Annotated in this window: 26 protein-coding genes; 16 read left to right on the forward strand and 10 right to left on the reverse strand. The window is 63.0% G+C overall.

The window, feature by feature from the left end; all coding sequences use genetic code 11:
* Positions 1-85 precede the first annotated feature (85 nt).
* Positions 86-1,270, reverse strand: a complete 1,185-nt coding sequence (locus CH294_RS18750; protein WP_094738810.1) for a DUF6461 domain-containing protein — start codon at positions 1,268-1,270, stop codon at positions 86-88.
* 138 nt (positions 1,271-1,408) lie between these two features.
* Between CH294_RS18750 and CH294_RS18755 the strand changes: the two genes are divergently transcribed.
* The 7 genes from CH294_RS18755 (at position 1,409) to CH294_RS18785 (ending at position 7,074) form a co-directional block, all read left to right on the forward strand.
* Positions 1,409-2,410, forward strand: a complete 1,002-nt coding sequence (locus CH294_RS18755; RefSeq protein ID WP_094738811.1) for a barstar family protein — start codon at positions 1,409-1,411, stop codon at positions 2,408-2,410.
* 57 nt (positions 2,411-2,467) lie between these two features.
* Positions 2,468-3,211 (forward strand): DUF6226 family protein, encoded by a 744-nt coding sequence (locus CH294_RS18760; RefSeq protein ID WP_094738812.1) that lies wholly within the window; start codon positions 2,468-2,470, stop codon positions 3,209-3,211.
* A gap of 27 nt (positions 3,212-3,238) precedes the next feature.
* Positions 3,239-3,721, forward strand: coding sequence for a GNAT family N-acetyltransferase (locus tag CH294_RS18765; RefSeq protein ID WP_094738813.1), 483 nt, complete (start codon positions 3,239-3,241; stop codon positions 3,719-3,721).
* 143 nt (positions 3,722-3,864) lie between these two features.
* Complete coding sequence (locus CH294_RS18770) at positions 3,865-4,197, forward strand: antibiotic biosynthesis monooxygenase family protein (RefSeq protein ID WP_094738961.1); 333 nt, start codon at positions 3,865-3,867, stop codon at positions 4,195-4,197.
* Positions 4,198-4,257: 60 nt separating this feature from the next.
* Positions 4,258-5,439, forward strand: a complete 1,182-nt coding sequence (locus CH294_RS18775; protein WP_094738814.1) for an alpha/beta fold hydrolase — start codon at positions 4,258-4,260, stop codon at positions 5,437-5,439.
* Between the two features lie 352 nt (positions 5,440-5,791).
* Positions 5,792-5,962, forward strand: a complete 171-nt coding sequence (locus tag CH294_RS27545) for a hypothetical protein (protein WP_170944782.1) — start codon at positions 5,792-5,794, stop codon at positions 5,960-5,962.
* An 83-nt stretch (positions 5,963-6,045) separates the two neighbouring features.
* Positions 6,046-7,074, forward strand: a complete 1,029-nt coding sequence (locus tag CH294_RS18785; RefSeq protein WP_094619775.1) for an LLM class flavin-dependent oxidoreductase — start codon at positions 6,046-6,048, stop codon at positions 7,072-7,074.
* A 7-nt stretch (positions 7,075-7,081) separates the two neighbouring features.
* On the opposite strand, the gene CH294_RS18790 is transcribed toward CH294_RS18785, so the two are convergent.
* Positions 7,082-7,789 (reverse strand): enoyl-CoA hydratase-related protein, encoded by a 708-nt coding sequence (locus tag CH294_RS18790; protein WP_094738816.1) that lies wholly within the window; start codon positions 7,787-7,789, stop codon positions 7,082-7,084.
* Between the two features lie 59 nt (positions 7,790-7,848).
* A complete protein-coding gene (locus CH294_RS18795; protein ID WP_094738817.1) occupies positions 7,849-8,967 on the reverse strand; it encodes a hypothetical protein in 1,119 nt (372 codons plus the stop codon).
* A 112-nt stretch (positions 8,968-9,079) separates the two neighbouring features.
* On the opposite strand from CH294_RS18795, the gene CH294_RS18800 reads away from it, so the two are divergent.
* Positions 9,080-9,361, forward strand: a complete 282-nt coding sequence (locus CH294_RS18800) for a Rho termination factor N-terminal domain-containing protein (RefSeq protein WP_032379277.1) — start codon at positions 9,080-9,082, stop codon at positions 9,359-9,361.
* Position 9,362: 1 nt separating this feature from the next.
* Here the strand turns inward: CH294_RS18800 and CH294_RS18805 are convergent, their stop codons facing one another.
* The 3 genes from CH294_RS18805 to CH294_RS18815 all read right to left on the reverse strand — a co-directional run bounded on the left by CH294_RS18805 (position 9,363) and on the right by CH294_RS18815 (position 12,631).
* The gene (locus CH294_RS18805) at positions 9,363-9,851 is read right to left on the reverse strand and encodes an SRPBCC domain-containing protein (RefSeq protein WP_094738818.1); all 489 of its coding nucleotides are present in this window, start codon (positions 9,849-9,851) and stop codon (positions 9,363-9,365) included.
* Positions 9,852-9,947: 96 nt separating this feature from the next.
* Positions 9,948-10,883: an ABC transporter substrate-binding protein gene (locus CH294_RS18810; protein WP_249305386.1), complete on the reverse strand. Its 936-nt coding sequence runs from the start codon at positions 10,881-10,883 to the stop codon at positions 9,948-9,950.
* A 59-nt stretch (positions 10,884-10,942) separates the two neighbouring features.
* The gene (locus tag CH294_RS18815) at positions 10,943-12,631 is read right to left on the reverse strand and encodes a nitroreductase family deazaflavin-dependent oxidoreductase (protein WP_094738820.1); all 1,689 of its coding nucleotides are present in this window, start codon (positions 12,629-12,631) and stop codon (positions 10,943-10,945) included.
* 112 nt (positions 12,632-12,743) lie between these two features.
* On the opposite strand from CH294_RS18815, the gene CH294_RS18820 reads away from it, so the two are divergent.
* Both CH294_RS18820 and CH294_RS18825 read left to right on the forward strand, forming a co-directional pair.
* A complete protein-coding gene (locus CH294_RS18820) occupies positions 12,744-13,337 on the forward strand; it encodes a TetR/AcrR family transcriptional regulator (protein WP_249305388.1) in 594 nt (197 codons plus the stop codon).
* A gap of 98 nt (positions 13,338-13,435) precedes the next feature.
* Complete coding sequence (locus CH294_RS18825; protein ID WP_249305389.1) at positions 13,436-15,049, forward strand: MFS transporter; 1,614 nt, start codon at positions 13,436-13,438, stop codon at positions 15,047-15,049.
* Here the strand turns inward: CH294_RS18825 and CH294_RS18830 are convergent.
* The 3 genes from CH294_RS18830 to CH294_RS18840 form a co-directional block, all read right to left on the reverse strand.
* Complete coding sequence (locus CH294_RS18830) at positions 15,042-15,938, reverse strand: glucose 1-dehydrogenase (protein WP_037151112.1); 897 nt, start codon at positions 15,936-15,938, stop codon at positions 15,042-15,044. The two genes, CH294_RS18825 and CH294_RS18830, sit on opposite strands and share 8 nt — an antisense overlap.
* Before the next feature lie 112 nt (positions 15,939-16,050).
* Complete coding sequence (locus CH294_RS18835) at positions 16,051-16,413, reverse strand: STAS domain-containing protein (protein ID WP_032402344.1); 363 nt, start codon at positions 16,411-16,413, stop codon at positions 16,051-16,053.
* Between the two features lie 193 nt (positions 16,414-16,606).
* Entirely contained in the window at positions 16,607-17,536 is a 930-nt protein-coding gene (locus CH294_RS18840) for an aldo/keto reductase (RefSeq protein ID WP_094738822.1), read from the reverse strand.
* 153 nt (positions 17,537-17,689) lie between these two features.
* Here CH294_RS18840 and CH294_RS18845 point away from each other — a divergent pair, with 153 nt between their 5' ends.
* Genes CH294_RS18845 through CH294_RS18870 form a run of 6 tightly spaced genes read left to right on the forward strand, consistent with a single transcriptional unit; the run spans position 17,690 to position 23,846 of the window.
* A complete protein-coding gene (locus CH294_RS18845; protein WP_094738823.1) occupies positions 17,690-18,706 on the forward strand; it encodes a LacI family DNA-binding transcriptional regulator in 1,017 nt (338 codons plus the stop codon).
* A complete protein-coding gene (locus CH294_RS18850) occupies positions 18,703-19,710 on the forward strand; it encodes a 2-hydroxyacid dehydrogenase (RefSeq protein WP_094738824.1) in 1,008 nt (335 codons plus the stop codon). The genes CH294_RS18845 and CH294_RS18850 overlap by 4 nt, the downstream gene beginning before the upstream one ends.
* Positions 19,707-19,850, forward strand: a complete 144-nt coding sequence (locus CH294_RS18855; protein WP_249305391.1) for a hypothetical protein — start codon at positions 19,707-19,709, stop codon at positions 19,848-19,850. The genes CH294_RS18850 and CH294_RS18855 overlap by 4 nt, the downstream gene beginning before the upstream one ends.
* A 4-nt stretch (positions 19,851-19,854) precedes the next feature.
* The gene (locus CH294_RS18860) at positions 19,855-21,372 is read left to right on the forward strand and encodes a mannitol dehydrogenase family protein (RefSeq protein WP_094738825.1); all 1,518 of its coding nucleotides are present in this window, start codon (positions 19,855-19,857) and stop codon (positions 21,370-21,372) included.
* Positions 21,373-21,425: 53 nt separating this feature from the next.
* Positions 21,426-22,790: an MFS transporter gene (locus CH294_RS18865; protein WP_094619788.1), complete on the forward strand. Its 1,365-nt coding sequence runs from the start codon at positions 21,426-21,428 to the stop codon at positions 22,788-22,790.
* A 6-nt stretch (positions 22,791-22,796) separates the two neighbouring features.
* Positions 22,797-23,846 (forward strand): L-idonate 5-dehydrogenase, encoded by a 1,050-nt coding sequence (locus tag CH294_RS18870; RefSeq protein ID WP_094738826.1) that lies wholly within the window; start codon positions 22,797-22,799, stop codon positions 23,844-23,846.
* 15 nt (positions 23,847-23,861) lie between these two features.
* On the opposite strand, the gene CH294_RS18875 is transcribed toward CH294_RS18870, so the two are convergent.
* Entirely contained in the window at positions 23,862-24,446 is a 585-nt protein-coding gene (locus tag CH294_RS18875) for a hypothetical protein (RefSeq protein WP_032402346.1), read from the reverse strand.
* Positions 24,447-24,489: the final 43 nt, after the last annotated feature.

Here is a 24,489-nt window from a genome sequence, read left to right on the forward strand (position 1 = left end):
GGGTTCCGAGGTCTTTCGACGAGCGCGGCAAAAAGAGGGCAATGCCGTTTCCGGTTCGCGACAAAAGCCCGCGGTGGGTCTGTGATCAGTCTCCGGTGAAAAGCTCGTCGGCCAATTCTGTTCCGACGTCGAGGTGGGTGAACTCGACGGTCTGGAACGCCGTGTGCCATCTCAGCGCAATGCCGGTCTCGGAATCGAAGGCGACAGAACCTGGAAACCCCTGCCAGCCAGGCGGTAGTTCGAACTGCCATGCCGGCCTTCCGTCGATCTCGACAGCCGTACCCTCCGTCACGTCGTCAAGCAGAGTGCCGAAGTCGACATCCCAATTCTTGTGTGCCTCGACCAGCGAATCAGGATGAACCTTCAGACCCATCGGTGGAGCGTCCTTCATCAGAACTCCATCCACGCGTGACCAGATGTTCTGGCGGTAGTCGCTGATGTACCGGACTCCGTACTCGTCTTCGAGTCGGTACGAGCGAAGCGGGCGATACCAGAACCGAACCTCCGCTACTTCATCTGACCTTGTTTCCACCGCCCGCCCACGCCGCGACAGCCGGTACGAGTTCTCGTAACGGTCGACGACCGCGCCCCATGATGATTCGGAGTCGAACTTTCTAGCCTGAGCTGGCGGAAGAGCGGGACCTGTCCGAACCACGACTACTGAGAAGACGCCTGTCGCCAAAATTTCTGGACCTACTCGGGACTGGGTCAGATGGTCTGCCAATGCGAAAGACCCTGCCACGGTGGGAAAACCCTCGTTTCGAGGCGGCGGGCCATCGATTCCCACTCCGCCGATGGCGCGCGCGGCGTCGATTACCGACGCCGGTGCAATCCCTTCCTCGGGGTCGTAGTGGTACGGATCGAAGTCTGCTACGACCTGCCCATCCGACCACCATACGAACCGTTCCCCTGATCCAAGACTGCTGTGCGACAGAATGTCTCGGCCTGCGAACAATGGTGCCAAGTAGGACTCCGTCGCTGCTACATACTGGGAATTCTGCTGCACGAGGAGAACCTTGTCGTCACCGAGATCGATGACGCCGACGAGTTGCGTATCCAGGCCATCGGTTCTGTGGGCTGCGTCAAGATCCCATTCGGCAAACACGAGATCCCTGACGCCCGATGCGGTGACGCGTTCACTGTCGTCGGCTCGAAGCGCTCGAATGACGTCGGATGGTGATGCTGCGCAAACTATTGTCGAGACGTATCCGTTTCCGATCCAGCCTTCGTACTGAGCAGGGATGAACATGTAATCCTCGTACGAGCGCATACCGCACGGTCTCATGGATCAGGCAGTCGGACAATCCAAATCGAGAAATCGCGTGCCGACGCGCGAAAGTTGCAGACGCTCTGTCTATCGACACCAACACATCACGTCGGTCTTCGGGGCACATGAGATGCTCACATCATGCCCATGCCCCCAAGGCGGGACCAGCCGGCCAACACCTTCTACAAGCCTGCTCTCAGTAGAGGTCGTTCGGTCATCTTCGACCCAACCGATCACGAACTGTTCGTGGCACAGCAACAAGGCTTCGATTGGCAGTTACTTCAGAACGGGTCCGTTCATCGCTACGCGGATCGATTCAGCGTCGAAACGGCTACCGGACATCTGTCCGACCTGAATTATCGGATCCATTCGTTCGACGCCGGATCGTGGGGTGCCGTCTCCCAGATGTACTCGGCATTCGCAGCGAGCATGTCGTTTCCCGATAACTACGGCCAGGGCTTGGACGCCTTCAACGATGTGCTCAGCGACATCGGTAGCTATCGGTACGGGAGCGACCCGAATTGTCGTGGAACAGTATTGGCGATTGCCGACTTCGATTCTTTAGCTGAGCTCGATCGACACACCGCCATTGCACTGCTGGATATCTTCGCCCGCCAAGCTCGGTTGGCGGCGTTGTACGGACACGCAATGTTGTGTCTGATCGAGAGCGCAGACGAGAATCTCGGTCGCGTCGGAGGATCGGACGTTCATGCGGCCCGCGTGTTCGAGTTACCGCCTGATCCACCGGAGCCGTTCGACGAGTCGATCATCGTCGAGTTCGGCTTTCAGTTCTACGCAACGGATTCCGAATCCCGATCGATTGCAGCTGCTGTGGCATCTGCGGCGGTACCCGTGCTCGAGGAGGTGGGGCGCTACGAGACGCGGACCGCCTCGACCTCGGAGCGTGCAGGCCAATTCGACGAGATCCACTCCAGTTCTGGGCGTCGGCGACGCCCCGGGCAGCATCTGTTCGACATCAACATTGCCGTACGCGGGCGAGGTGACCGAAGTACGCTCGGGGAGGCCGTCTTCCACGCGGTGACCGCCGCAAGGCTCCCGTTCGAGCAGATGTACGAGACGGCCTTCAGCGGCCACACGTTGGACGTCGCATCGAAGCGTTACCCGTTGCTCGCGCTGCCCTGAGAAGTCCACAGACGCTTCGCGACCCAGGAGAGTAAAGCGCCAGGTAACGTTGGCTAGGTGGCCACAGAACTCGAAGAGCCCTGGTGGGTCCGATACAACAACGATATCAATGGTGTGATCGAATCCGGTTGGAATGAGAAGGCATCGTTACTCTCGCCCGAAATTTGCGTCTTGCTCGCAGAAGTGGACGCTGAATCCGCGGCCAAAGGTGGGGACTCTCGGGTTTGGCCGAACCCGCATGCGGATGGCACGTACTCGGACGAGTCGGAATTCGGACGCTGCCCCGATCCGAGCAAATTCTTGCTCGTCGCGATCCGTGCGCAGGCATGGGTGTCGGTACTACTCGAACGGGGTTGGGCCACCGTTACTTCCGACGTGGAGTGGGCACTCCCCCCGCTCGAGTCCGGGGGAGCGGATCTGGTGCTCGCACCGCTGGCTGACGGTGCCGTTCCGTTGGTATTGACGACGCACCAACCGTCCACCACGGAGCGCCCTGTCAACATCTCGGTAGCCGCCGGCAACCCTGCGGTCAGCCTGGCCTCGATTCCGGACTGCGCGTGCGACGGATGTGACGGCGGATCCGCAGCGTTGATCGAGGAAATCGACACGTGGATACTCTCTGTTGTCGACGGATCGATTTCCGTAGTTGCTTCGTTCGAGCACTATTCCTGCCGCACGTCGTTCCATGGCCAGAGCGGAACCGTCCAACACCTCGACAGGTCTGCGACATTCACCGCTACACCTTGGCCACAGAACTGGAGTGCGCGATCGCTGGTGGCCGAGCGACCTGATCAGCGTTGACGGCTATCGGTGCGGGATACTGGATCGATGGTGGTCGTCCGATCGAGAGATCCAGCTGACCTGCCGCGGTGTGTGGAGGCGCTGATCGACGTCCACAAATCCGACGACTATCCGCATCGTTGGCCACACGATCCGGCTGACTGGTTGACGCCCGAGAACATGGCGGCCGCGTGGGTTGCCGAGCATGAGAATCGCATCGTCGGACATGTCGTCATCGTCGACAAGGCGGGTGCCCTCTGGGTGTCCCGACTCTTCGTGCGACCGGGACACCGGGGCTCGCTCGTCGGAGATGCGCTGTTGCGGCAGGCGCGAATTGGAGGTGCGTCGATGCTCGATGTCATCGAGCGCTCCGGCAAAGCGATCGAACTGTACGAACGCACCGGCTGGACGCTGGTCGACAGGCGTCCGGCAGAGTGGATCATGTCTGACGGTCGTAGGCCGGTCGAGCGAATCTACCGCGCGGATTCGCACTCGACCGAGCACAACTCGACGGGCCCAACACTCCGATGATCGTTTTCGATGCCCGATCAGGAGCGTACTGGGATGCCTGGGGCTGATCGGACCGACTCACGGCCCTCTCACTCCACAGTCGAATGTCCGACCCATGGTGCATGATCGCGGGCATTGGATGCGTCAGCCGAAAGGAAACCGAGATGTCAACAGAACCCGAGGCCGGCTCCGGCGTCACCGTGGTCGTCTCTCACACGACCCTGCCGAACCAGCGCGACGCTGTCCGAGCCCTGTGGGAAAAGCACATGGCTCCGGCTGTGCTCGACAATCCCGGGCATCTCGCTTACTACTACTGTCTCGATTCCGACGATCCCGATCGCATCACTGCGTTTCAGCACTACCGCACCGCCGAGGATGCGGTCACATTTCTCCAGCATCCCGCTTATCGGGAGTACGAACGTGAAGTGGCACGGCTGTTGGCCGGCGCACCACAGGTACGCACCCTTGTCCCGACATGGATCAAGCCGGGAAAGTAGCGGGAAGACGGCAAACAGCGAATGCGGATCAGCACTCGGGGCCGCATACTTGGCCGCGAGATGAGACTCCTTTCCGTCACCTTCGCCCTCTCCGTCCTTGTCGGGTCCCTCGTTCTGTCGGCCGCACCCGTCTCGGCGGCACCGGGTAGTGCCGATTTCTACGGTGCTCCCGTTGCCGATTTGGAGGCGTACGCACCTGGGTCCATCGTGCGCCGAGAACCCGTACCGCAGCTCGACCTTCTGGGATCGCACACCGAGCGCATTCTGTACCGATCGGCCGATCCCCGTGATCGAGCGGTGGCGGTGTCGGGGCTTCTGGTCACACCCACCCGTGCGTGGACAGGGCCCGGACCCCGGCCCGTGATCGCTTATGCGCCGGGCAGTTACGGGATCGCCGACCGCTGCTCGGGCTCCTCCGAGTTGGGACTGACAACGACGATGCCGGCGCTGTTGCCGCTTCTGGCACAGGGGTATCAGGTGGTCACGACCGACTACCAAGGGCTCGGTACCCCCGGCGAGTACGAGTTCCTTGGCCGGGTCGCCAGCGCACGTGCCCTGCTCGACTCGGCGCGGGCCGCGGCACGTGAGACCGACGCGCCCGTCGTCCTTTACGGCTACTCGGCGGGCGGCGTCGCGTCGGCTGCCGCCGCAGAGCTCGCCTCCACATACGCGCCCGACGTTTCCGTGGTCGGGGCCTTCGTCGGTGCCGCACCGACCGATCCTGTGGTCCGCGTCGAACGCCAGGACGGCTCCGCGTGGGCCGCGACAATGCTCTATACGATCGACGGCCTGATCGGCGCGCACCCCGACCAGGCCGACCGAATCCGCGCTCTGTTCAATGATCGCGGACGGGCAGCTCTCGATGCGGCACTGGATTTCTGCAACACCGACGCGCTCGGGTACGGATCACTGCGGTCCGAGGACCTGACTGCGGACGGCACGTCGCTGAGCGCGCTGATGCTGGGTCCCGTACTGGGCCCACTGACGGCGGCGAACACCGTTGGATTCACCGCGCCCGTCGCGCCCGTGATGATCGTTCACGGCATCCACGACCGTTCTGTCGAGATCGAGCAGAGCCGACTCCTGACGCAGCGCTGGCGCGCCGCCGGAGGTACCGACATCACCGTTCGGGAGTTCGACTTCGGAACCGATCTCGTTCCCGCAGTCGACCATACGGCCACCAACATCGCTGCTTACCCCGAGTTGCTCGAGTGGATCGACCGACTTGTCGCGCAGGCCTAACGCGGTACCCGGTTGATAGTCAGTGATGTAGATCACACGTGAGCGATGTGTGCTTGCTCGTGTTCGAATCGACTTACTCGGCGCAGCTACCAGGTACAGGGCGTACCGGAAAGCCAGCTGCTTCCGAGAAAGGACCAACAGAACATGATCACCACTGGAAACAAGGCCACACTATGAGCAGCCGCAGAAGTCTCTCCAGCCGACTCTTCGAGGGTCTCGGCCGCATCACATGGGGCTACGGAAAGCGAAAGCTGGACGAACGGCGCGCACGTAAGCGCGGCGGGCGATAAGCCGAACGGCGAGTGTGCGTAGGTTGTCCGATTCCGGCAACCTCGATCGGTACGGTGCAGGGATGGACGGATTCGGAATAGGCGACGGCGTGACACCACTGAGTGGGCCCATGAGTGGTGTCTACGGAACCGTGGTTTGGTTCTACGAGGAGAAGCACCAACTGTTGGTTCGCTTCGGTGCCAGTCAACAGATGTACTTCGCGGGGGACGAGTTGAAACGCTGGGGAGAATAGACGCCCCTTCTGGTCTGCCGCGGAATAATTGAAGTTTCACCTACGCTGACGAATACGTCCACCACCGATCGAAAGGTCCCACCGTGCATCTGGGCGTCGACAGTTTCGTTTCTTCCGTGACCGACCCGACGGACGGCCGGGTGATCGCTCCAGAGGAGCGGATGAGTCACCTGCTCGAGGAGATCGCACTCGCCGATCAGGTTGGGCTGTATTCGTTCGGCATCGGCGAGCATCATCGCAGTGAGTACTACGACTCGGCCCCGTCGATCATCCTGGCTGCCGCTGCTGCGCGAACCCAGAACATCAGGCTCGGTAGCGCCGTCAAGGTACTCAGCGCAGACGATCCGGTGCGGGTGTTCCAAGAGTTCGCCACCCTGGACCTGATCTCGAAAGGGCGGATCGACCTGGTCGTGGGTCGCGGTTCCTTCACCGAATCGTTCCCGCTGTTCGGCCTGGATCTGGCCGATTACGACTCGCTCTTTGCTGAAAAGCTGGACCTCCTACTGCAGATCCGCGGCAACGTGGAAGTCACCTGGTCGGGTCGGCATCGTCCGGCGCTCAACCGGCAGGGGATCTATCCGCGCCCACTGCAGGACCCGTTGCCGATCTGGGTCGGTGTAGGTGGCACCCCTGAATCCTTTGCTCGCGCAGGACTTCTGGGACTCCCTCTGATGATCGCCATCATCGGCGGCGAGCCACGCCAGTTCGCTCCGCTCGTCGACCTCTACCGCCGCGCCGGCGCGCAAGCGGGCCACCCGCCCGAGCAGCTGAAGGTGGGTCTGCACGTGTTCGGCTTCGTCGCCGAGACAACCCAGGCTGCAGCCGACACCATCTATCCCGGCTGGAACGAGATGTTCACCAAGATCTCCCGTGAGCGTGGATTTGCCCGACCGAGCCGGCAACAGTTCGACGCCACCTCCGGTCCGAACGGCGCGTTCTTCATGGGCGATCCGCAGACGGTGGCAGACAAGATTCTGCGAGTGGGTGAGCAACTGGGCGGTGTGGATCGACTGTCGCTGCAGATGACCAATCCACGACTGGCGCACAGCGATCTGCTTCGCGGCATCGAATTGCTCGGCACTGAGGTCGCGCCCCTCGTGACTGGAAAATGAGGCCTACCTAGTTCGAGGCCCATTCCATCTCGTCGACGCCGGCAACCGGGTTGAGCAGTGACCGAATCTCGTTGGCGTACATCGTTCGCTTGATCTCGCCCAGAACGTCGCCTCGCGTTCCGGCCAGTTCGCCGGCGCGAGCGACGGCGTCGTCGAGTAGTGAGTCGGCGGGCGATACAGCATCGACCAGCCCGAGTGCCATGGCGTCACCTCCGCCGTAGCGGCGTCCGGTGGTGAGTGCCTCGTGGAACGCATGGGGTGCCAGTCTCGCTCGCACCATGTCGACGGTTCCCGGGCTGTAGGTCGCGCCGATGTTGACACCGGGGAAGCAGAGGAAGCCGCGATCGGATCGCATGATCCGGTAGTCGTGCGCCATCACGAAAAATGCGGCACCACCGAAAGTGTGTCCCTGCATGGCCGCGACTGTCTGCATCGGAAGCGTCAGAAAGCGCACCAACATCTCCTGAACGGTGCCGATGAATCGGTTGATCTGGTCGAGATTCTCCGCACCCCACGACAGGTCCACTCCGGTGGAGAAGTACTTGCCTGTCGCTGTCGTGACGAGCGCAGCGGCACCGGAACTGGCCTGGACTTCGTCGAGCAGAGTATTGATCTCGGCAACCCAATCCGGACTGATGCGGTTTTCGGTGTAGTCGACACCTCGGCTTCCGAGGTTCAGTACGAAGACATCGGCAACTCGTTCGAGATATGGCATATCCCGAACGTACCCACATCTGGTTGTTCTCACTCACAACGCCGAGGGTTCGACGGTCGTTACGAGGACGCGCTGGCCGACTCTCGACGAATCAGTTCGCGGTGACCGTAGGTGGCACCGAGAATGTCCTCGCGATTTGCCACGGAGGAGCCGACTGCGCCTGCCACCGTACCCAGCGAAGCGGCGAGCCATGCGAGGGAGAGATAGTCGCCAAAAGTCGCGTCGCGACCGATCTGTGTAGTCAGGAAGTCCGGCGAAATGACCACCGCTGCCGAGAACAGTACGACTGCGAACAGCAGCGCGTACATGCAGAGCGCACCGGCCAGGACCGTTCCGAGGGTGGCTGCGTTGTACATCCATCGGTCGATCGTCGAGCTTCGGAACGATCGTTTCTCCCACAGCCCGTTGGGGAAGACGACCCACACCGTCATGGCGATCACCGCGGTGACTCCGATCATTGCCAGTCGTCCTAGGCTCATCGACGCCGCCATCTGCCAGATGCTCGCGTAGAACACACCGAAGGCGGACGCTGCGCTCGCGGCTGCAAGCGCGCTCGACAACGTGGGAACCAATCGCCACGGACGATTGCATCGAATCATTCCCGATACCAACCTGATTCGCCCGAATATGCTCGACGTCAGGAGAACTTCGGCACCCTCCCCGGAATCACTCGGAGCCCAGCGAGAGCGAGAGTATCTCCGTGGTTGCCGTGAGGGGTCGTCGGCTTCGATCAACTCGTGCAACACCGCCAGTGCGGCCGAGACAGCGCGTCGCCGGACCGCCAGTGTTCCGAAGGAGGGCACGTACAGCGCGCCTGTCGTACCCCCGCGAATCTCGGCGATCACCGGGCGCGACCCGAGACGGCGAGGAACCTCCGACACACACAACACGATGTCGTAGTTGTCGGTGGCTTGCACCGATGCCAGCCACTGACCGAGTGGGGCGGCACCGGTTGCGGTGGGTGGGAGCGGAACCGATGCTCCGGACACCCGCAATTCTCGCCGGTGCCCGTCGATCATCGCGTGATCGGGCAACTTCTCGATGATGGCGGACGCGACGGTCGACGCAAAGCCGTCGTCACTGACCACGCCGACCGAGAGGGGCGCGACGTCTGCGTCGGTGGCATGTGTGTTGTCGGTGGTATCCGGGCCCGCTGAGGCCGGTCGATCCAAGTGCATCCAGTTCGCTTACCCGATGCCATCTGATGCACACCACGTCTAGATGGGTTTGTCGTCCTGCACACCGGGTAGGGCTCCGACAATCGATGTAGTCCAGCGAGAGGGAGTTCCGATGCCGGCGAAGAACAACGAAACCGACGACCAGCCGCAACTGAAGGATCAGGGCCTGTACGAGAAGCTTCGCGAAGAAGGCAACTCGAAGGAAAAGGCTGCTCGAATCTCGAACGCAGCCGCGAAAGAGGGCAGGGAGCAGATCGGTGAGAAAGGTGGGAAGTCCGGATCCTACGAGGACTGGACCGTGGACGAATTGACCGACAGAGCCAAAGAACTGGGCCTCGAGGGTTACTCGAAACTGAAGAAGGAGGAGCTCATCGACGCGCTCCGACACCACTGATTCACTGCGGGCGCAGCGATGAGTAGTACTCCTGCTGGGATGGGTAGTAGTCGTCGAAACTCGGGAGTGGGTCGCCGCTTCCGGCCGCGATGAACATGTCCAGGTAGTACTCCCACCCCGGTCCGATGTCGCCCAGACCGTCCGTGCTTTCGCAGCTGTGTACGAGCACGAGAAGGGTCGCTGTGCCTCTCTCGGTCAGGCGGACCTCGAGTGGCCACTGGCCCTCGCCGGTCATCCGTACTGCCAGGAGGCCCGGTGCCTCACACGTTTCGATGGTCATGTCCGAGGCCGGCTCGCCCTCCTCGAAACTCATGGTGACCCGAATGGTGTTGTCTGAAACGCGCTCCCATGGACCGAACCACAGTGCCGTCCGGGAAGATTCGGTGAGGTGTGCCCACACGTCCTCGCGTGGTGCCGAGATGGTTCTGCTCAATTCGAGGGCGAAGCCGGTGTCGGTGGTTCTCAGTGTCCCCGTGGGTATCGGTGCCATCGGGTGATTATGCGACTCCGGCACCACTGCCGTCGAGCACCATCGTCATTGCCGTTGCGCGGGCACGGTGCTCGATGAACTCGAGCGAGCAATCGATCAGCTCGGGGCGTAGAGCTTCTCCACCAAGCCGAGGGCCCACATGGCGGTGAGGGGACCACCGTCGTTGGTGAACTTGTCGGTCCGCACGATCCGGTCGCTGCGCACCGCCGGTAATCCGGTCCACAGTGGGTTGGCGTTCATCGCCTGCAGATCCTCCTCCGATGTGATCGCGGCGATCATTGCCACTGCGTCGGATGCGGCGGTGACGTTCTCGGGTCCGTATTCGATCTCCGGGGTGGCGGCGGTCCAGGCGGAGCCGAAGCGCGCTCCCACATCCTCGAGCGCGATGGATGTCACGCGGTCGCGTCCAATCGAGATCCCGCCTTGCTCCGATGTGCTGACCGGCAGGACGACGGTATCAGCGATCGCGCTGCCGTACTGCGTCGTGAGTTCGTCTGCGCGAGTGCTGTATTCGTCGACTATCGTTCGGGCCTCGTCCTGCAGATTCAGTGCCGCGCCGATCGTTGTCACGTCCTGCTGCCAGCTGACTCCGGTGCCGGTGGAGCCCACCGGCAGTACCGGCGCGATGTGGCTGAGCTGGTCGTAGATTTCTTCGATCACCTCGTCGCGCCCGATTATGAGGTCGGGATCCACGCGTGCGATGGCTTCGAGATCGACCGTGTTTCGCGGATACAGCTCGGGAACACCGTCTGCAAGCAGCATCCTGGTGGGCTCGGTCAGAGGACCCGGTATTTCGGGCGGAGCTTCGGTTTCCACCGGCATTCCGGCGATGGGCAGATCGAATGCCAGGGCGATGTCGAGGTCGCGTCGTCCGTCGATCACGACGACCGACTCGATTCGATCCGGTACCTCCACGGTGCCGAACTGCGTGGTGACCGCGTGGGTCGCCGGGTATTTCGCCGCCGGCCCGGTGTCCGAACCGCAGGACGAGATCAGGGCGGCAGCAAGGACCGCGCCGAGGGCGACGGACAAGTGGGGGAGTCTCTTCACAACTTAAGTAAACCAAACCTAAGTAAATTGCGAAGAACTGGTCAAACGTCGTACTCGACTCGCACCGAAACGGGGTCGGTCTGCAACGCACGGAAGCCGGCTCCGATGATACGTCCGAGTATCGGATTGTTCGAGAAGGATCGTGCTCGGAGGGCAACGTCGTCGTCGGGCGCGAACGTTGCTGTTCCGGTGCGCCACCGGCTACCCACGCGAATGCGGATCCTCGGCTCGTCGGTGATGTTGGCTCCCCAGCCGGATCTGGTTCCGTGTTGGGATATCAGCCACGCGCCGGAGTCGTCGAAGGACGCCGACACCGGCACGCGCCGGGCGAGTCCGGTTCTACGGCCCACTGTCTCGATGTCGGTCACCAGCGAAGTGGTCACACCGATGGATGTCAATCCGTTGACGATGGGATTCGCGACGTATTTGCCGATCAAGCGCTCGCGTCGAAACTTCGCAGCACTGGTAGCGCTGGTGGGATTGCCCGTGCCGCGACGGTTGCGGAACGCGTCCCAGCCGTTGCGCTGCACCATCGTGGCCGCAGTCTTCCACGCCGGACGACTCGAATTCGGTTGCCGCCCAGCACCGATGAGCTGCAACTGGTCGGTGTGCCACTGCAGATCGAGAGCGCCGTTGATCTGCTTGAACGCGCTGGACTTCGACGGGACGCGCAGAGCCACGCGCGGCGACTCGACCCGATCCAGCGTGCCGTCGACCAGAGAGTTCGCGACGGCCGGATCGAGGGCCGTGGGACGGCCGAGACCCACCATGTCGCACTCGCCCGACTGGACCGCCGAACTCATCACCGAACGGGTGCGGAATCCTCCGGTCACGGCCAGTGGCACCGTTCCTGCAGCGTCGCGTACCGTCCGCGCGTATTCCAGGAAGTAGGCCTCGCGCTCTCGGGTACTCGAGGTGCCCATCATTGCGGGGGATTCGTAACTACCACCACTGATTTCGATCAGATCGATGGATTCTCGGACCAGATGCTCGACGGTGATCCGCGATTCTTCTTCGCTGAACCCGCCGCGCTGGAAGTCTGCCGAATTCAGTTTGATTCCCACGGCGAAGCTGGGGGACACCGTTGACCTGATGGCGCGGACCACTTCGAGAACGAACCGCATTCGCCCGTCGAGGTCGCCGCCCCAGGCATCGTCGCGTTTGTTGGACAACGGCGACAGGAACTGAGACACCAGGTAGCCGTGTGCGCCATGGATCTGGACGCCGTCGAAGCCGGCCGACTCGGCCACAGCTGCTGCCGTGGCGAATCGATCGATGATGTTGCGAATCTCGTTCTCGCTCAACGCACGCGGTGCCGGAATGCCCGGGATGTTGGGGGCAATGGCGGACGGTGCGACGGGCTTGGTGCGGGTGACGATCGGATTGGCCTGCCGGCCCGGGTGATTGAGCTGCATCCAGATGGGTGCGCCGCCGTCGGATGTTGCCTTTGCCCACCGAGCAAGTGCGTCGCGGTCGCGGTCGTCTTCGATGACGACGTTGCCCGGTTCTCCGAGATGGGATCGGTCGACCATGACGTTGCCGGTCACCACGAGGCCGTAGCCGCCCGCACCCCATCGGCGGTACAGCGTCTCGAGGCGGGAGTCGGGTGCATGCTCGGCCGTCGCCAGTCCCTCGCTCAGAGCCGACTTCATCACGCGGTTCGGCAGGATCTGCCCGCAGGCGAGTGTGAGAGGGCTGCTCAGGTCGATGACCTCGGTGTCGGGGGACATGGCGTTGCTCCGATTCCAGTGGATAGCCGTTGCGGGTTATGCTCAGCAGCATAGACAACGCGACCCTAGATGTAACTCCGCGTTACGTCAATAACGGTCGAGGAGGGTTCGAATGGCCAATCGGAGTAGCGCGCGGGCAGACATGCTGCGCAGCGCCGCGCAATTGTTCCGTCGGCGTGGAGTGGAAGCCACCTCGTTGGCCGACGTCATCGATCACGCGGGGGCGCCGCGTGGCTCGATCTATCACCATTTCCCTGGCGGGAAGCCTCAGCTGGTGGAGGAGGCAACGCGAAACGCGGGTGCCGCGATGAGCGCGATGATCTCGGCCGGCCTGGCTTCGGCCGGTCCGGCGGCAACCGTCCGGGCGATCATCGACGGATTCCGCAGCGAGCTGCTGGCGACGGATTACGTTGCAGGGTGCCCGGTCGCGCCTGCTGCGCTCGAGGGGCTGCATGCGCCGGCCGCTGTCGCGGCGGCAGGTGAGTCCTTCTCGTCTTGGGAGGACGTGATCGCGGCGTCCCTGTGGCAGCGCGGATTGGCCCGCGAGCGGTCCTACACGTTGGCGACTATCTCGATCGCCGCCATCGAAGGCGCGCTGATCGTGGCCAAGGCGCAGCGATCCACCACCGCTCTGGACCGGACGGAAACCGAACTGTTGGCCCTGCTCGGAGCGGTACTGGACGCGTCGAACCCTCCTCGTCCATGAGTCGGTAGCGGTTGGTCCTGTTGCTATAACGCTCAGTTACAGTTACTTTTCCTTCGGGAACTATGCCGATCGTCATAGTCGAAGGGATCCTGATGTCGTTGCCTACAACTTCCCGTCACCGAGCAGATGCCCCGCCGCGGAGTCGGCGATACCTGGCGCTGCTCGTCATCTGCGCAGCCGAGTTGCTCGTCGTTCTCGACAACACCGTCGTCAACGTTGCGCTGCCCTCCATGGGGTTGCAGCTTCGTGCCGATATCAGCGGGCTTCAGTGGGTGGTCGACGCGTACACGCTGACGTTTGCCGGACTGTTGCTCGCATTCGGTCACCTCGGTGATCGCTATGGCCGCAAGAGAGTAATGATCTTCGGGCTGGCCGGTATCGCGGTCATGTCCGTCGGCGGCGCTCTTGCCGCGGATCTAGGGCAGGTCGTCCTAGCTCGGGCGGCGATGGGTGTGTGTGCGGCAGCAGTGTTCCCGGCAACGCTCGCGCTGATCATCAATATCTTCACCGACGCCAAGGAGCGGGCGCTGGCCATCGCCGCCTGGACCGCGATGGCAGGTTTCGCGATCGCTATCGGTCCCACAGCAGGCGGTTTTCTGCTCGAGCACTTCTCGTGGCACTCGGTGTTCTGGATCAATGTTCCTGTGGCGCTGTCGGTTCTGATAGCCGCTGTGTGGTGTGTTCCGGAATCGCGGGCCGAGCACGTCGGGAAATACGACCCGCTGGGTATCGCGCTGTCGTTGGCCGGTATCACGGTGCTGGTGTGGGCGATCATCGAAGCGCCGCACAATGGATGGTTGTCTGCGACGAGTGTCGTTGCCTATGTTGCCGGTGCCGTCGCCCTTGCCGGGTTCGTCTGGTGGGAGCTCCGGACACCATCCCCGGTGCTGGACCTGAATCTGTTTCGGAACAGGCGGTTCTCGTTGCCGGCCTTGGCAATTGCCGTCGCCTATTTCAGTATGTTCGGGTTCCTTTTCATGATCACCCAGTACTTCCAAGGCGTGATGGAGCTGACGCCGCTGCAGTTCGGCATCCACTCGTTGCCCTTCGCGGTGTCCATCGCGATCGGCGCACCCATGGCCACGGTGATCGCACAGCGCATCGGAACTACGGCCGTGATCGTATTCGGCTTGGTAGTGATGAGCGTCGGGATGTTCATCGCCGGCCAGGTGAAGGTCGAAACCCCTTATCTGGGACCGGTTGTGGTGTCGATGGTGCTGATGGGCCTCGGTTTGGCAATCGTGCAAGGCCCGGCCACCGAATCGATCATGTCTTCGGTGTCGCTCGACGAAGCAGGTGCCGGCTCCGCGGTGAACGACACCACCCGGGAGGTCGGCGGAACCCTCGGAGTTGCCGTCCTCGGATCCATCGTCGCGTCGATCTACACCGCACAGGTGAGTCCGAAGATCGACGCGATACCCGACGCGATCATGGAGCCGTACCAAAAAGCGTTCGCTCGCGAAACGGTTGTCAGCGTCATCGAGATCGTCAAAGCGCCCACCAACCCGATCTTCGCGACGCAGAAAGCGGACCTGATCTACGCGATGAAGGCGGCCTCGTTGGAAGGCTTTCAGCTCGCATCGTTCGTCACCGTCGGGGCCGCCCTGACGTGCGCGATCGCTGTTGCGCTGTTCCTGCCCTGGCGACGGCCCGAGGGTAGCGGTGTGCTTCTGGCGTGGCGCGACCACACCGGCGCCGACGGGGTCAGTTGAAGGGCGTGCCGCCGGTGACGGCGATGGTCTCGCCCGTGATGTAGCTCGACTCGTTCGATGCCAGGAACACGTACGCCGGAGCCAGCTCCGCGGGGTGGCCGGGTCGTCCGAGAGGAACGGTTTCGCCGAACTTCTCGTACTTCTCGGCCGGCATCGTGGCCGGGATCAGTGGGGTCCAAATCGGTCCTGGCGCAACGGCGTTGACTCGAATCCCACGTGGTGCCAGGTCGCCGGCGAGACCCTTGGTGAAGGCTACGATTCCCGCTTTGGTGGTGGCGTAATCCATCAGCTCCGGAGATGGATTCGATGCCTGAATCGAGGTGGTGTTGATGATGGTCGCGCCTGCGTCCATCGTTTCCGCAGCGCGTTTGGAGATCCAGAACAGAGCGTACAGATTGGTCTTGAGTACGCGATCGAACTGCTCGGTGGTGATGTCGGCGATGCCGCCCATCTGAGCCATCTGAAACGCGGCGTTGTTGACGACGATATCGAGTCCGCCCAGAACGTCGGACGCGGTGTCCACCAGCTGGACACACTGATCTTCGTCGGTCACGTCACACGCGATCGCCCTGCCTGCTCGGCCTGCACTCTCGATCAGGTCGACGGTGGCCTGAGCGTCAGGACCCTCGGACTCGAGATGAGCGATGACGACATCGGCCCCTTCGCGAGCAAAAGCCAGTGCGACGGCCCGCCCGATTCCCGAATCGCCGCCGGTGACCAGGGCCTTACGACCGTGCAGACGGTCCGATCCCCGGTAGGAGTTCTCGCCGTGATCGGGGGCGGTCACCATGTCGCGCGTCAGCCCGGGGTGGTCCAAGCGATTCTGCTCTGCCCGCTCCGGCATCGGGAATGCGGAAGTGGGGTCGGTCTTGCTGAACTGGTCGGACATTGTCGATCCTCGCCTCGGTGCATGAAGTGCTCCGGACGGCGATACGACAGCCGCCCCGGAGTCGCTGTCCACCGAGGGTTTGCCGGATGCGGCCTTCTGCAAACCTGGGCCGTCAGTACCGACGCGGATCCGTCACGATCGCCGCCGCGCCCAGGGCTTCGAGAATCATGCGCGCCGGCCGCGTCGGCGCGAAGACTTCGAGCCGGCCGGCGCTGCGGGAAGCGGCGTCGATGATCACGCTGGCTGCGCCGGAGTAGATGAACGACACCGCCGACAAGTCCAGCAGCACAACGGTTTCCTTGTGCAGGGCCTCCCGGATTGCGTGTTCCAGATCGGCACGGGAGTTCAGCTCGAGATCGCCGGTTGCCCGGACGACAGTCAGGTCTGCCGAGTACGACTCGGTCGTGATCGAGTAGCCGGGACGGCTGCGAACGATGGGTGCGATTCGAGATTCGAGGTGGTCGGTGACAGTCACGGTGCGAACCTCTCAGTTCGGATGGCCTAGCGACCGGCATGCTCTGGGTGGAACCCGAGGGCTACAGGTTCCTTCGTATGCCGTGCGGCAATCCTGACAGCGCAACGTCACCGAATCGAGGCCTCTCCATCACGGAGCGATAGCGAGTGAGTAACGAGATGGTAACGGTGGATGTGAGGCAGCTGAGCGACGCTCAGGGCAAGGTGTGACCTGCGGCGATGAAGAGCCGATACCACTCCTGCCTGGTCAAACGCAGGTCCGAACCAGCGGCGGCCTCGACCACTCGATCGGGATTCGTGGTACCCAGCACAACCTGGATGTTCGCGGGATGCCGAGTGATCCACGCTGTCGCGATCGCCGACGGGGTCGAGCCGTGCGACTCGGCAATCTCATCGAGTGCGGTGTTGAGTTCTGGATAGTTCACTCGGTCTCCTACGAAGACGCCGGAGGCGCTACCGCTCTGAAAGGGCGACCACGCCTGCAAGGTGATGCCGCGCGCCCTCGCGTAGTCCAACAATCCGTTGTCGCGATCGATCGATTGATCCTCCGAGCTCATGTTGGCGGTCAGGCCGGCCGCGATCAGGGGGGAATGAACGATGCTCAGCTGCACTTGATCGAACAGAATCGGTTGTTCCACAGCGGTCTTCAGTAACTCGATCTGTCCGGGTGTGTGATTGGAGACGCCGAAGGTCAGGACCTTGCCCGACGCGTGCAGCTCGTCGAACGCCGCCGCCACGTCCTCCGGTTCGACGAGGCTGTCCGGTCGATGCAGCAGCAACGTGTCCAGATGATCCACACCCAGTGCAGTGAGGGATTCTTCGACCGTGGTGACGATGTGATCCTTGGAGAAATCGAACCAGCCTTCGCGAATGCCAACCTTGCTCTGAATCTCGACGCGCTCGCGCTGGGCCGGAGTCAGCTTCACCGCATCTCCGAATCGCTTCTCGCACGTGTGCGGGGTGCCGCCGTAGATGTCGGCGTGGTCGAACACGGTGACGCCCACGTCGAGGGCGGTGTCCACCAGCCTTCTGATCTGGTTCTCGTCCAGATCGGTGATGCGCATGAACCCCAGCACGATGCTCGAGACGCTTGCGCCGGTCTGGGGGAGGGGAAAGGTGCGCACGGTGGATCTCCTGTTCGCCGGTCGAGCTGTCGGGTCGAGTCTGTCAAAGACGGGCGGGCCGCTACCTCCAGGCTTTTGCGCAAGGTGTTGACAATATTGCGCAATACCTGCAACTGTTGTGCTCAGCATCACAAACAACATCCGAGGTGAACCATGGCACCCACCCTCACACAGGTGGCGCAACAGGCAGGTGTGTCGTTGTCGACGGCGTCGCGCGCCTTCAGCAATCCGGACCGTATCGGTGCAGACACGCTGGCCCGGATCATCGCCGTCGCCGACGAGATCGGCTACGTCGCGGCCTCGGGCCGATCGTCGGACACCCGTGTTGCCGCGACCACAGTTGCTGTCGTCGTGCCCGATATCGGCCACACCGTCTTCGCGAGCTTCGTCAAGTCCGCTCAGGCTCAGGGCTGGCATCGTAGGCAGACGATCGTTCTGACCGATACCGACGGAAGCTCCGATCGAGAGCGCGAGGTGATCGGGGAGCTGCAGGATCGGGTCGACGCGCTGATCGTCTGTGCGCCGCGGCTGCCCGCGGAGGACATCGTGCAACTTGCCGGCGATACCCCGCTGGTGCTGGTCAACCGATCCTCGGAAGAATGCGACTGCGTCGTGGCCGATTCGGAGGATGGAATTCGGCAGGCCGTGGACTACCTCGCAGCTCTGGGTCATTCGCATCTGGCGTACGTCCAGGGTTCACCGCGGTCCTGGTCCAACGAGCGACGCGTCGAGGCCGTCGAACAGTTCTGTGCGGCAAGAGGAATCGTGCTGGACGTTCTGGGTTGGCAGCAGGAAACCCTGGCGGGCGGTCACGCTGCCGCTGCCAGCGTCGTCGCCACTGGAGCCACCGCGGTCATGACTCACAACGACCCCATGGCCATCGGCGTCATGAACGGAGTCCGGTCGATGGGTCTGACGGTTCCCGGGGACCTCAGCGTCATCGGCATCGATGATTCGCCTCTCGCCGAGCTGTCGCATCCTGCGCTGACGAGCATCAACGTTCCGATGGGCCGTGCGGGCCTCGTCAGCTCCGATCTGGTGTTCCAACGCGCGGCCGAGCCCGATTCCCCGGCGCGCACCATTCATCTCCCCACCCAACTCGTGGTCCGGGGCTCGTCCGGCCCCGTCCACAACCGCACTCTCGTTCCAGGAAAGGACGATTCGAAGTGAAGGTCGTCATCGCAGATTCCAACCTTCTGCCTCATCGCGGACGATTCGAGGATCGGGTCGCCCCCGGCGTCGACCTGTCCTGGCACGACAGTTTCGACATCGATGCGATTGCTGCCGACATCGCCGATGCAACCGTGTACGTCGGCGGGAAGTTCCCGGCCGCCCTGGCCGAGGCATCGCCTGAGCTGCGGTTGGTGCATGTCGCCGGAGCCGGCACCGACGGCGTGGACTTCGACGCCCTGAGTCCGCACACCCTGGTGGCCAACACCTTTCACCACGAACGTTCGATTGCCGAGTACGTTGCCGCAACGGCAGTACTGCTCCGACGCGGATTCCTCGAGCAGGACCGGCAACTGCGAGAAGACCGATGGTCGTCGCCGGTCTACGACCGGACACTTCGGCAGTCCAGTTCGTTGGGTTCGGCTACCGTCGGATTCGTGGGCTTCGGTCACATCGGCGCTCGATCGTGGGCCTTGCTGAGGGCGTTCGGGTGCACTGGCATCGCGGTCACCGGCAGTGGATCCGTGAATGCGGCCGAGAACGGATTGGCCTGGGCTGCATCGACGGACCGCCTCTCCGATCTCATGACCGAAGCAGACGTCGTCGTGGTGTCCGCGCCGCTGAACGAGCGCACCACCGGCATGATCGGTGCCACGGAACTCGCTTCCCTCGGACCCGACGGGGTACTGATCAACGTCGGACGTGGCCCGCTCGTGCAACAGGACGCGTTGTTCGAGGCGCTGTCCACCGGATCGCTCGGCAGTGCCGCCATCGATGTCTGGTACGACTACCCGTCGCCCGACGGCATCGGTGCACCCTCGCCGCGTCCGTTTCACACCCTGCCCAACGTCCTCATGACACCCCATTCCTCGGGCATCACCGGTGAAACATTTCAGGGCAGGGTCGACGACATCACTGCCAACATCGGTCGACTCGCAGCGAGCGAACCCCTGACCAATGTGGTTGCCGGAGAGAACTTCACCGCAGAGGCGCCGCGGACGTGATCGTTCACCTCGGAATGGCGACCCCGAACTTCGGCATTCAGGAATACATGGGCTACGACCCGCTGGCGGCGAGATACGCGTACGAGTCCGCATATCTACCGGTTGCGCGTCGCCTCGACGGCTCCATGACGGATTGGTGACGAGATGATCGAACCGAGGCTGTCCCGTTCGGCGCTCGCCGGTTCGGGACTCGTTCCCGTACGGCCGGACGGAACCGGAATCGTGCACCTGGGACTGGGCAACTTCCACCGCGCTCATCAAGCCGTGTACACCGCCGCGGCAATGGAGCGAGATGGTGGATCCTGGGGAATCCTGGGAGTCGCCAACAGATCTCGTACGGTCACCGATGCCATGCTCGCGCAGGACCTGCTGTACGGGGTCGTCGAGATCTCGCCGTCCGGCTCGCGGGTCGGTGTCCCCGGGGCACACACCGGAGTCATGGTCGCGGCCCACGACCCCGCCGCCGTCGTGGCTGCCATCGCGGACCAGAACGTCCGGATCGTCACGATCACCGTCACCGAGTTGGGCTACACTTTCTCGTCCAAGACGGGCGCGCTCGATCTGGAATCGAGTGCAGTGCAACAAGATCTGTCCCGGGCGGAGACCCCGACCACCACTATCGGACAGCTGGCGCGGTCCCTGGCGGTACGGGCTCGAACTCACGGTGCTCCGATCACGGTGGCCAGCTGCGACAACCTGCTGGGAAACGGTGATCGCACCGCCGCTCTCGTACGCCAATTCCTCACCCGGTGCGGTGCGGACGACGTGATCGACTGGCTGGCAACGGCGGTGACGTTCCCCAATTCCATGGTCGATCGCATCGTCCCGTCCAGCAGATCGTCGTACGACGCCGAGTCCACCGCCGGATTGGGCGCTGTGGACACCATTGCCGTACCGGCGGAGCCGTTCACGATGTGGGTGATGGAGGACAAATTCGCCGCGGGACGTCCCCGGTGGGAAGCCGGCGGTGCCGTGTTCGCCGAAGACGTCGAGCCGTACGAACTGATGAAAGTTCGACTGCTCAATGGAACCCACTCTCTCATCGCATATCTCGGCGCACTCGACGGCTGCGCGACGATTCCGGACTCGATCGGTCGCCCTTTCGTCGAGGCCGCGGCCCGAGCAGTGCTGGTCGACGAGTATCTCCCGACCGTGCCCGTGCCGGACGGGGTGGACATCGACGACTACATCGCCCAGCTGTTCGTGCGATGGTCCAACTCGGCTCTGGGGCACAAGACCGCACAGGTCGGTTCCGACGGCTCGGCGAAGCTCGCGCAGAGAATTCCGACCCCAGCGCTCCACCATCTGCGCAACGGTGCTGTACCGCAATATCTCTCATTGACCTTGGCTGCGTACCTCTGCTGCATGTGCCCGCCGGACGGTTTCGATCCAGGCCCGCACGCCCGTGCGATGGCCGACCCTGCACGTGCGCGTTTGGCAGGACTTGCCGCCTCGGCAGCGTCCAGTGAGGATTTCGTCCGTTCGGTTCTCGAGCGCGGCGACATTCTCCCCATCGAGTTGACGGAGTTTCCCGAATTCATCACACGCACTGCGGAATTGGTGGATACTGTTGTTCGTCACGGTCCGATGGCCGCAGTGGTCGAAGCAGCGAGCTCTTCGCTCCGCCCCGTCGGCACGGCATCCCGGACCACACTCGACTGAACCATTCTCCTTCCTTCGTTCGGCCGTGGCCGAAACTTCACCCGAGGACAATCATGGACACAACCACAGAACCGTCGGACTCTCCCCGAATCGCTCCGGCCAAGCACGATCCGTCTGCCGTACGACGTGCAGCGTGGGCCGGTCTCATCGGCACCACACTCGAGCAGTACGACTTCGTCATCTACGGCACGGCGTCGGCGCTGATCTTCAACAAACTGTTCTTCCCCAACATCTCTCCGGCCGCGGGCATCATCGCGAGCTTCAGCGCGTATGCCGTCGGCTTCCTTGCTCGCCCCCTGGGCGGACTGTTCTTCTCCCGATACGGCGACCGCCTCGGCCGCAAGTGGGTTCTGGTCGCAACACTGATGCTGATGGGTGGCGCGACGATGGCCATCGGACTGCTGCCGACCTTCGAGCAGGTGGGACTGCTGGCCCCGGTGTTGCTGGTGCTGTGCCGGTTCTTCCAAGGCTTCGGTGCCGGTGCCGAACAGTCAGGTGGCGCAACCCTTCTCACCGAGACTGCCGAGATAGGTAAACGCGGAAGACTCGCGGCCCTCGTCATGACCGGTGCGGCCCTCGGCACTGCGCTCGGAGCCATCGCCTGGATTCTGGCCCAATTGCTTCCCGACGATCAGTTGATGTCCTGGGGTTGGCGGATGGTGTTCCTCAGCAGCATTCTGGTCACCATTGCCGCGTTCATCATCAGACGCAAGCTCAACGAGTCCCCGGTCTTCCAGGAACTCAAGGCAGCTCAGGAGCGCCCCAAGGCACCGGTGAAGGAAGTGTTCACCAACGGCAAGCGCCCGCTGTTCATCGTCATGTTCATGACCGTCGGAATCAGTGCGCAGTCCTACACCTATCAGGTGTTCATGGCCTCGTACATGAAGAACGACATCGGCGTCGATGCCACGTTCATCCCGAAGGTATTGCTCATCGGCGCGATCTGCGGCGGCATCGCGGCGTGGGGCTTCGGCTGGCTCTCGGACAAGGTCGGCCGCAAGCCGGTGTACATCGGCATCGTCAGCCTGCTCGTCGTCCTGCCGATCCCCACCTTCATGGCACTGAACACCGGCTCGCACACGTTGATCACCCTCGTGATGATCATCGGATTCATCCTGGCGTGCCAGGGCGCAGTCGGAGTCACGATGAGCTACTTCCCCGAGATGTTCGGAGCCCGATACCGTTACGCCGGAGTGACTTTGGGCCGTGAGTTCGCATCGGTGTTCGGCGGCGGCATCGCTCCGCTGCTGTGTGCGGCTCTGATCACCGCATTCTCCGGATCCTGGGTTCCCGTCGCCGTCTACATGATGATCATGGCGATCTCGGTGCTCGTGGCCGCGTCGTTCGCTCCGGAAACCCGAGACAGGGACCTGACCGATCCGGCCAATGCAACCGATCCCGTACTCGGCAAGGTCTGAACCCCGATGACCGAAGCAGTGCAGGTTCCGGAGAAGACCGTTGCCCTGATTGCCCACGCCGCCGACGATCTTCGTCTCGACACCGTGGTCGTGACACCCGCGGCACCGAACGAGGCCGTCATTGCCGTCGCCTACGGCGGGATCTGCGGCTCGGATCTCCACTACTGGCAGCACGGTGCGGCAGGACAATCGGTGTTGAAAGCGCCGATGAGGTTGGGCCACGAGGCATCGGGAACGGTGGTTCGCCGTGCCGAGGACGGTAGCGGACCCGTCGAGGGCACCACGGTGACGGTCCACCCGGCAACACCGGGCGGAACGGGCGCGAAGTATCCGGCGGATCGTCCGAACCTGTCGCCCGGGTGTCGGTACATGGGCAGTGCCGCGCAGGTACCGCACAACGACGGACTCTTCATCGGGCACGTCGCCGTCCCGACACGGATGCTCAGAGCATTGCCCGAGGGACTCGATCTGAGGATCGCAGCGTTGGCCGAGCCTGCGAGCGTCGCTTGGCACGCCGTCGAGCGCGCCGCCGACGTCTCGGGCAAGACCGTCCTCGTCGTGGGCACCGGTCCGATCGGTGCCCTCATCGTGGCGGTCGCCGCGCGGGCGGGTGCGGCACACATCGTGGCGGCCGACCTGACGGAGTTCTCGCTCGACGTGGCACGTGCACTCGGGGCGCATCGAACTATCGATGCTCGCGAGTCCGCAGCGATCGCCTCCGTGGAGGCGGACGTCACGTTCGAGTGCTCGGGCAACCACCGCGGCCTCGCTTCGGCGATCGACGGCACCATGCGCGGCGGGCGAGTGGTCATGGTCGGGCTACCGCCGGCGGGGGATCAGCCGGTGCCGGTGTCGCTGGCGATCACCCGCGAGATAGACCTGGTCGGTTCCTTCCGTTTCAACGACGAGATGGACGATGTCATCGAGGCTTTGGCGGACGGCTCGCTCGACGTCGAAGCCGTCATCACAGCGGAGTATCCCGTTGCGGAGGCGCTCGACGCCTTCGCGCTGGCTGCGGACGCGTCTCGATCGAGCAAGGTCCTACTGACTTTCTGATCGAGTGTCCGGTCGTTACTCGAATTCCAGGCGCATGGATTGCGTCGTGGCCTGGAGTATCACCACGAAGCCGGTCAGCGTCACCACGATCGGTGCCCACAGAACAACCGCGACGAATATGTCCACGTCTCGCTCCATCACGATGAACACCGCAACGATGGACGTGCCGGCCAAGCACAGTGCGATGTGCGCGGCCAAACGCCACTTGTCGAAGAAGAAGCCGGCCAGCATTCCAATGGGGATGAGGAACGTGCATTTCCCGAGCGTGACCTCGGGTGCGAAGTTCGCTGTGATGGTGGCTCCGAAGATCGCGATGTCGGCAATGACGACGAAGGCGAACGCTTGCCCGAGTGTCGGCCACGGGCCGAACCACCAGAACGCGCCCATTATGTACGCGGCGATCATGGACGTCCATTGCACGATCGACGGGAGCGGTGTGGTGGCGCCGTAGCCGTATGCCAGCTCGAGGGTGACCACAAGGGCCATGGACAGAGCAGCCGCCGAGACGATGCGTTTGACCACAGTGGTGATGGCGAGAGACGTCATCACCCCGACGCCCCACTGATAATGCTCGTTCGATCTGGTCGCAGCGCGAGTCATTTCGGCCCCTATCGTTCCAATCGGCAACCGATTGAAACACAGC

Origin of the sequence: Rhodococcus sp. 14-2483-1-1 (genome assembly GCF_002259335.1) — a bacterium.
Classification (GTDB): domain Bacteria; phylum Actinomycetota; class Actinomycetes; order Mycobacteriales; family Mycobacteriaceae; genus Rhodococcoides.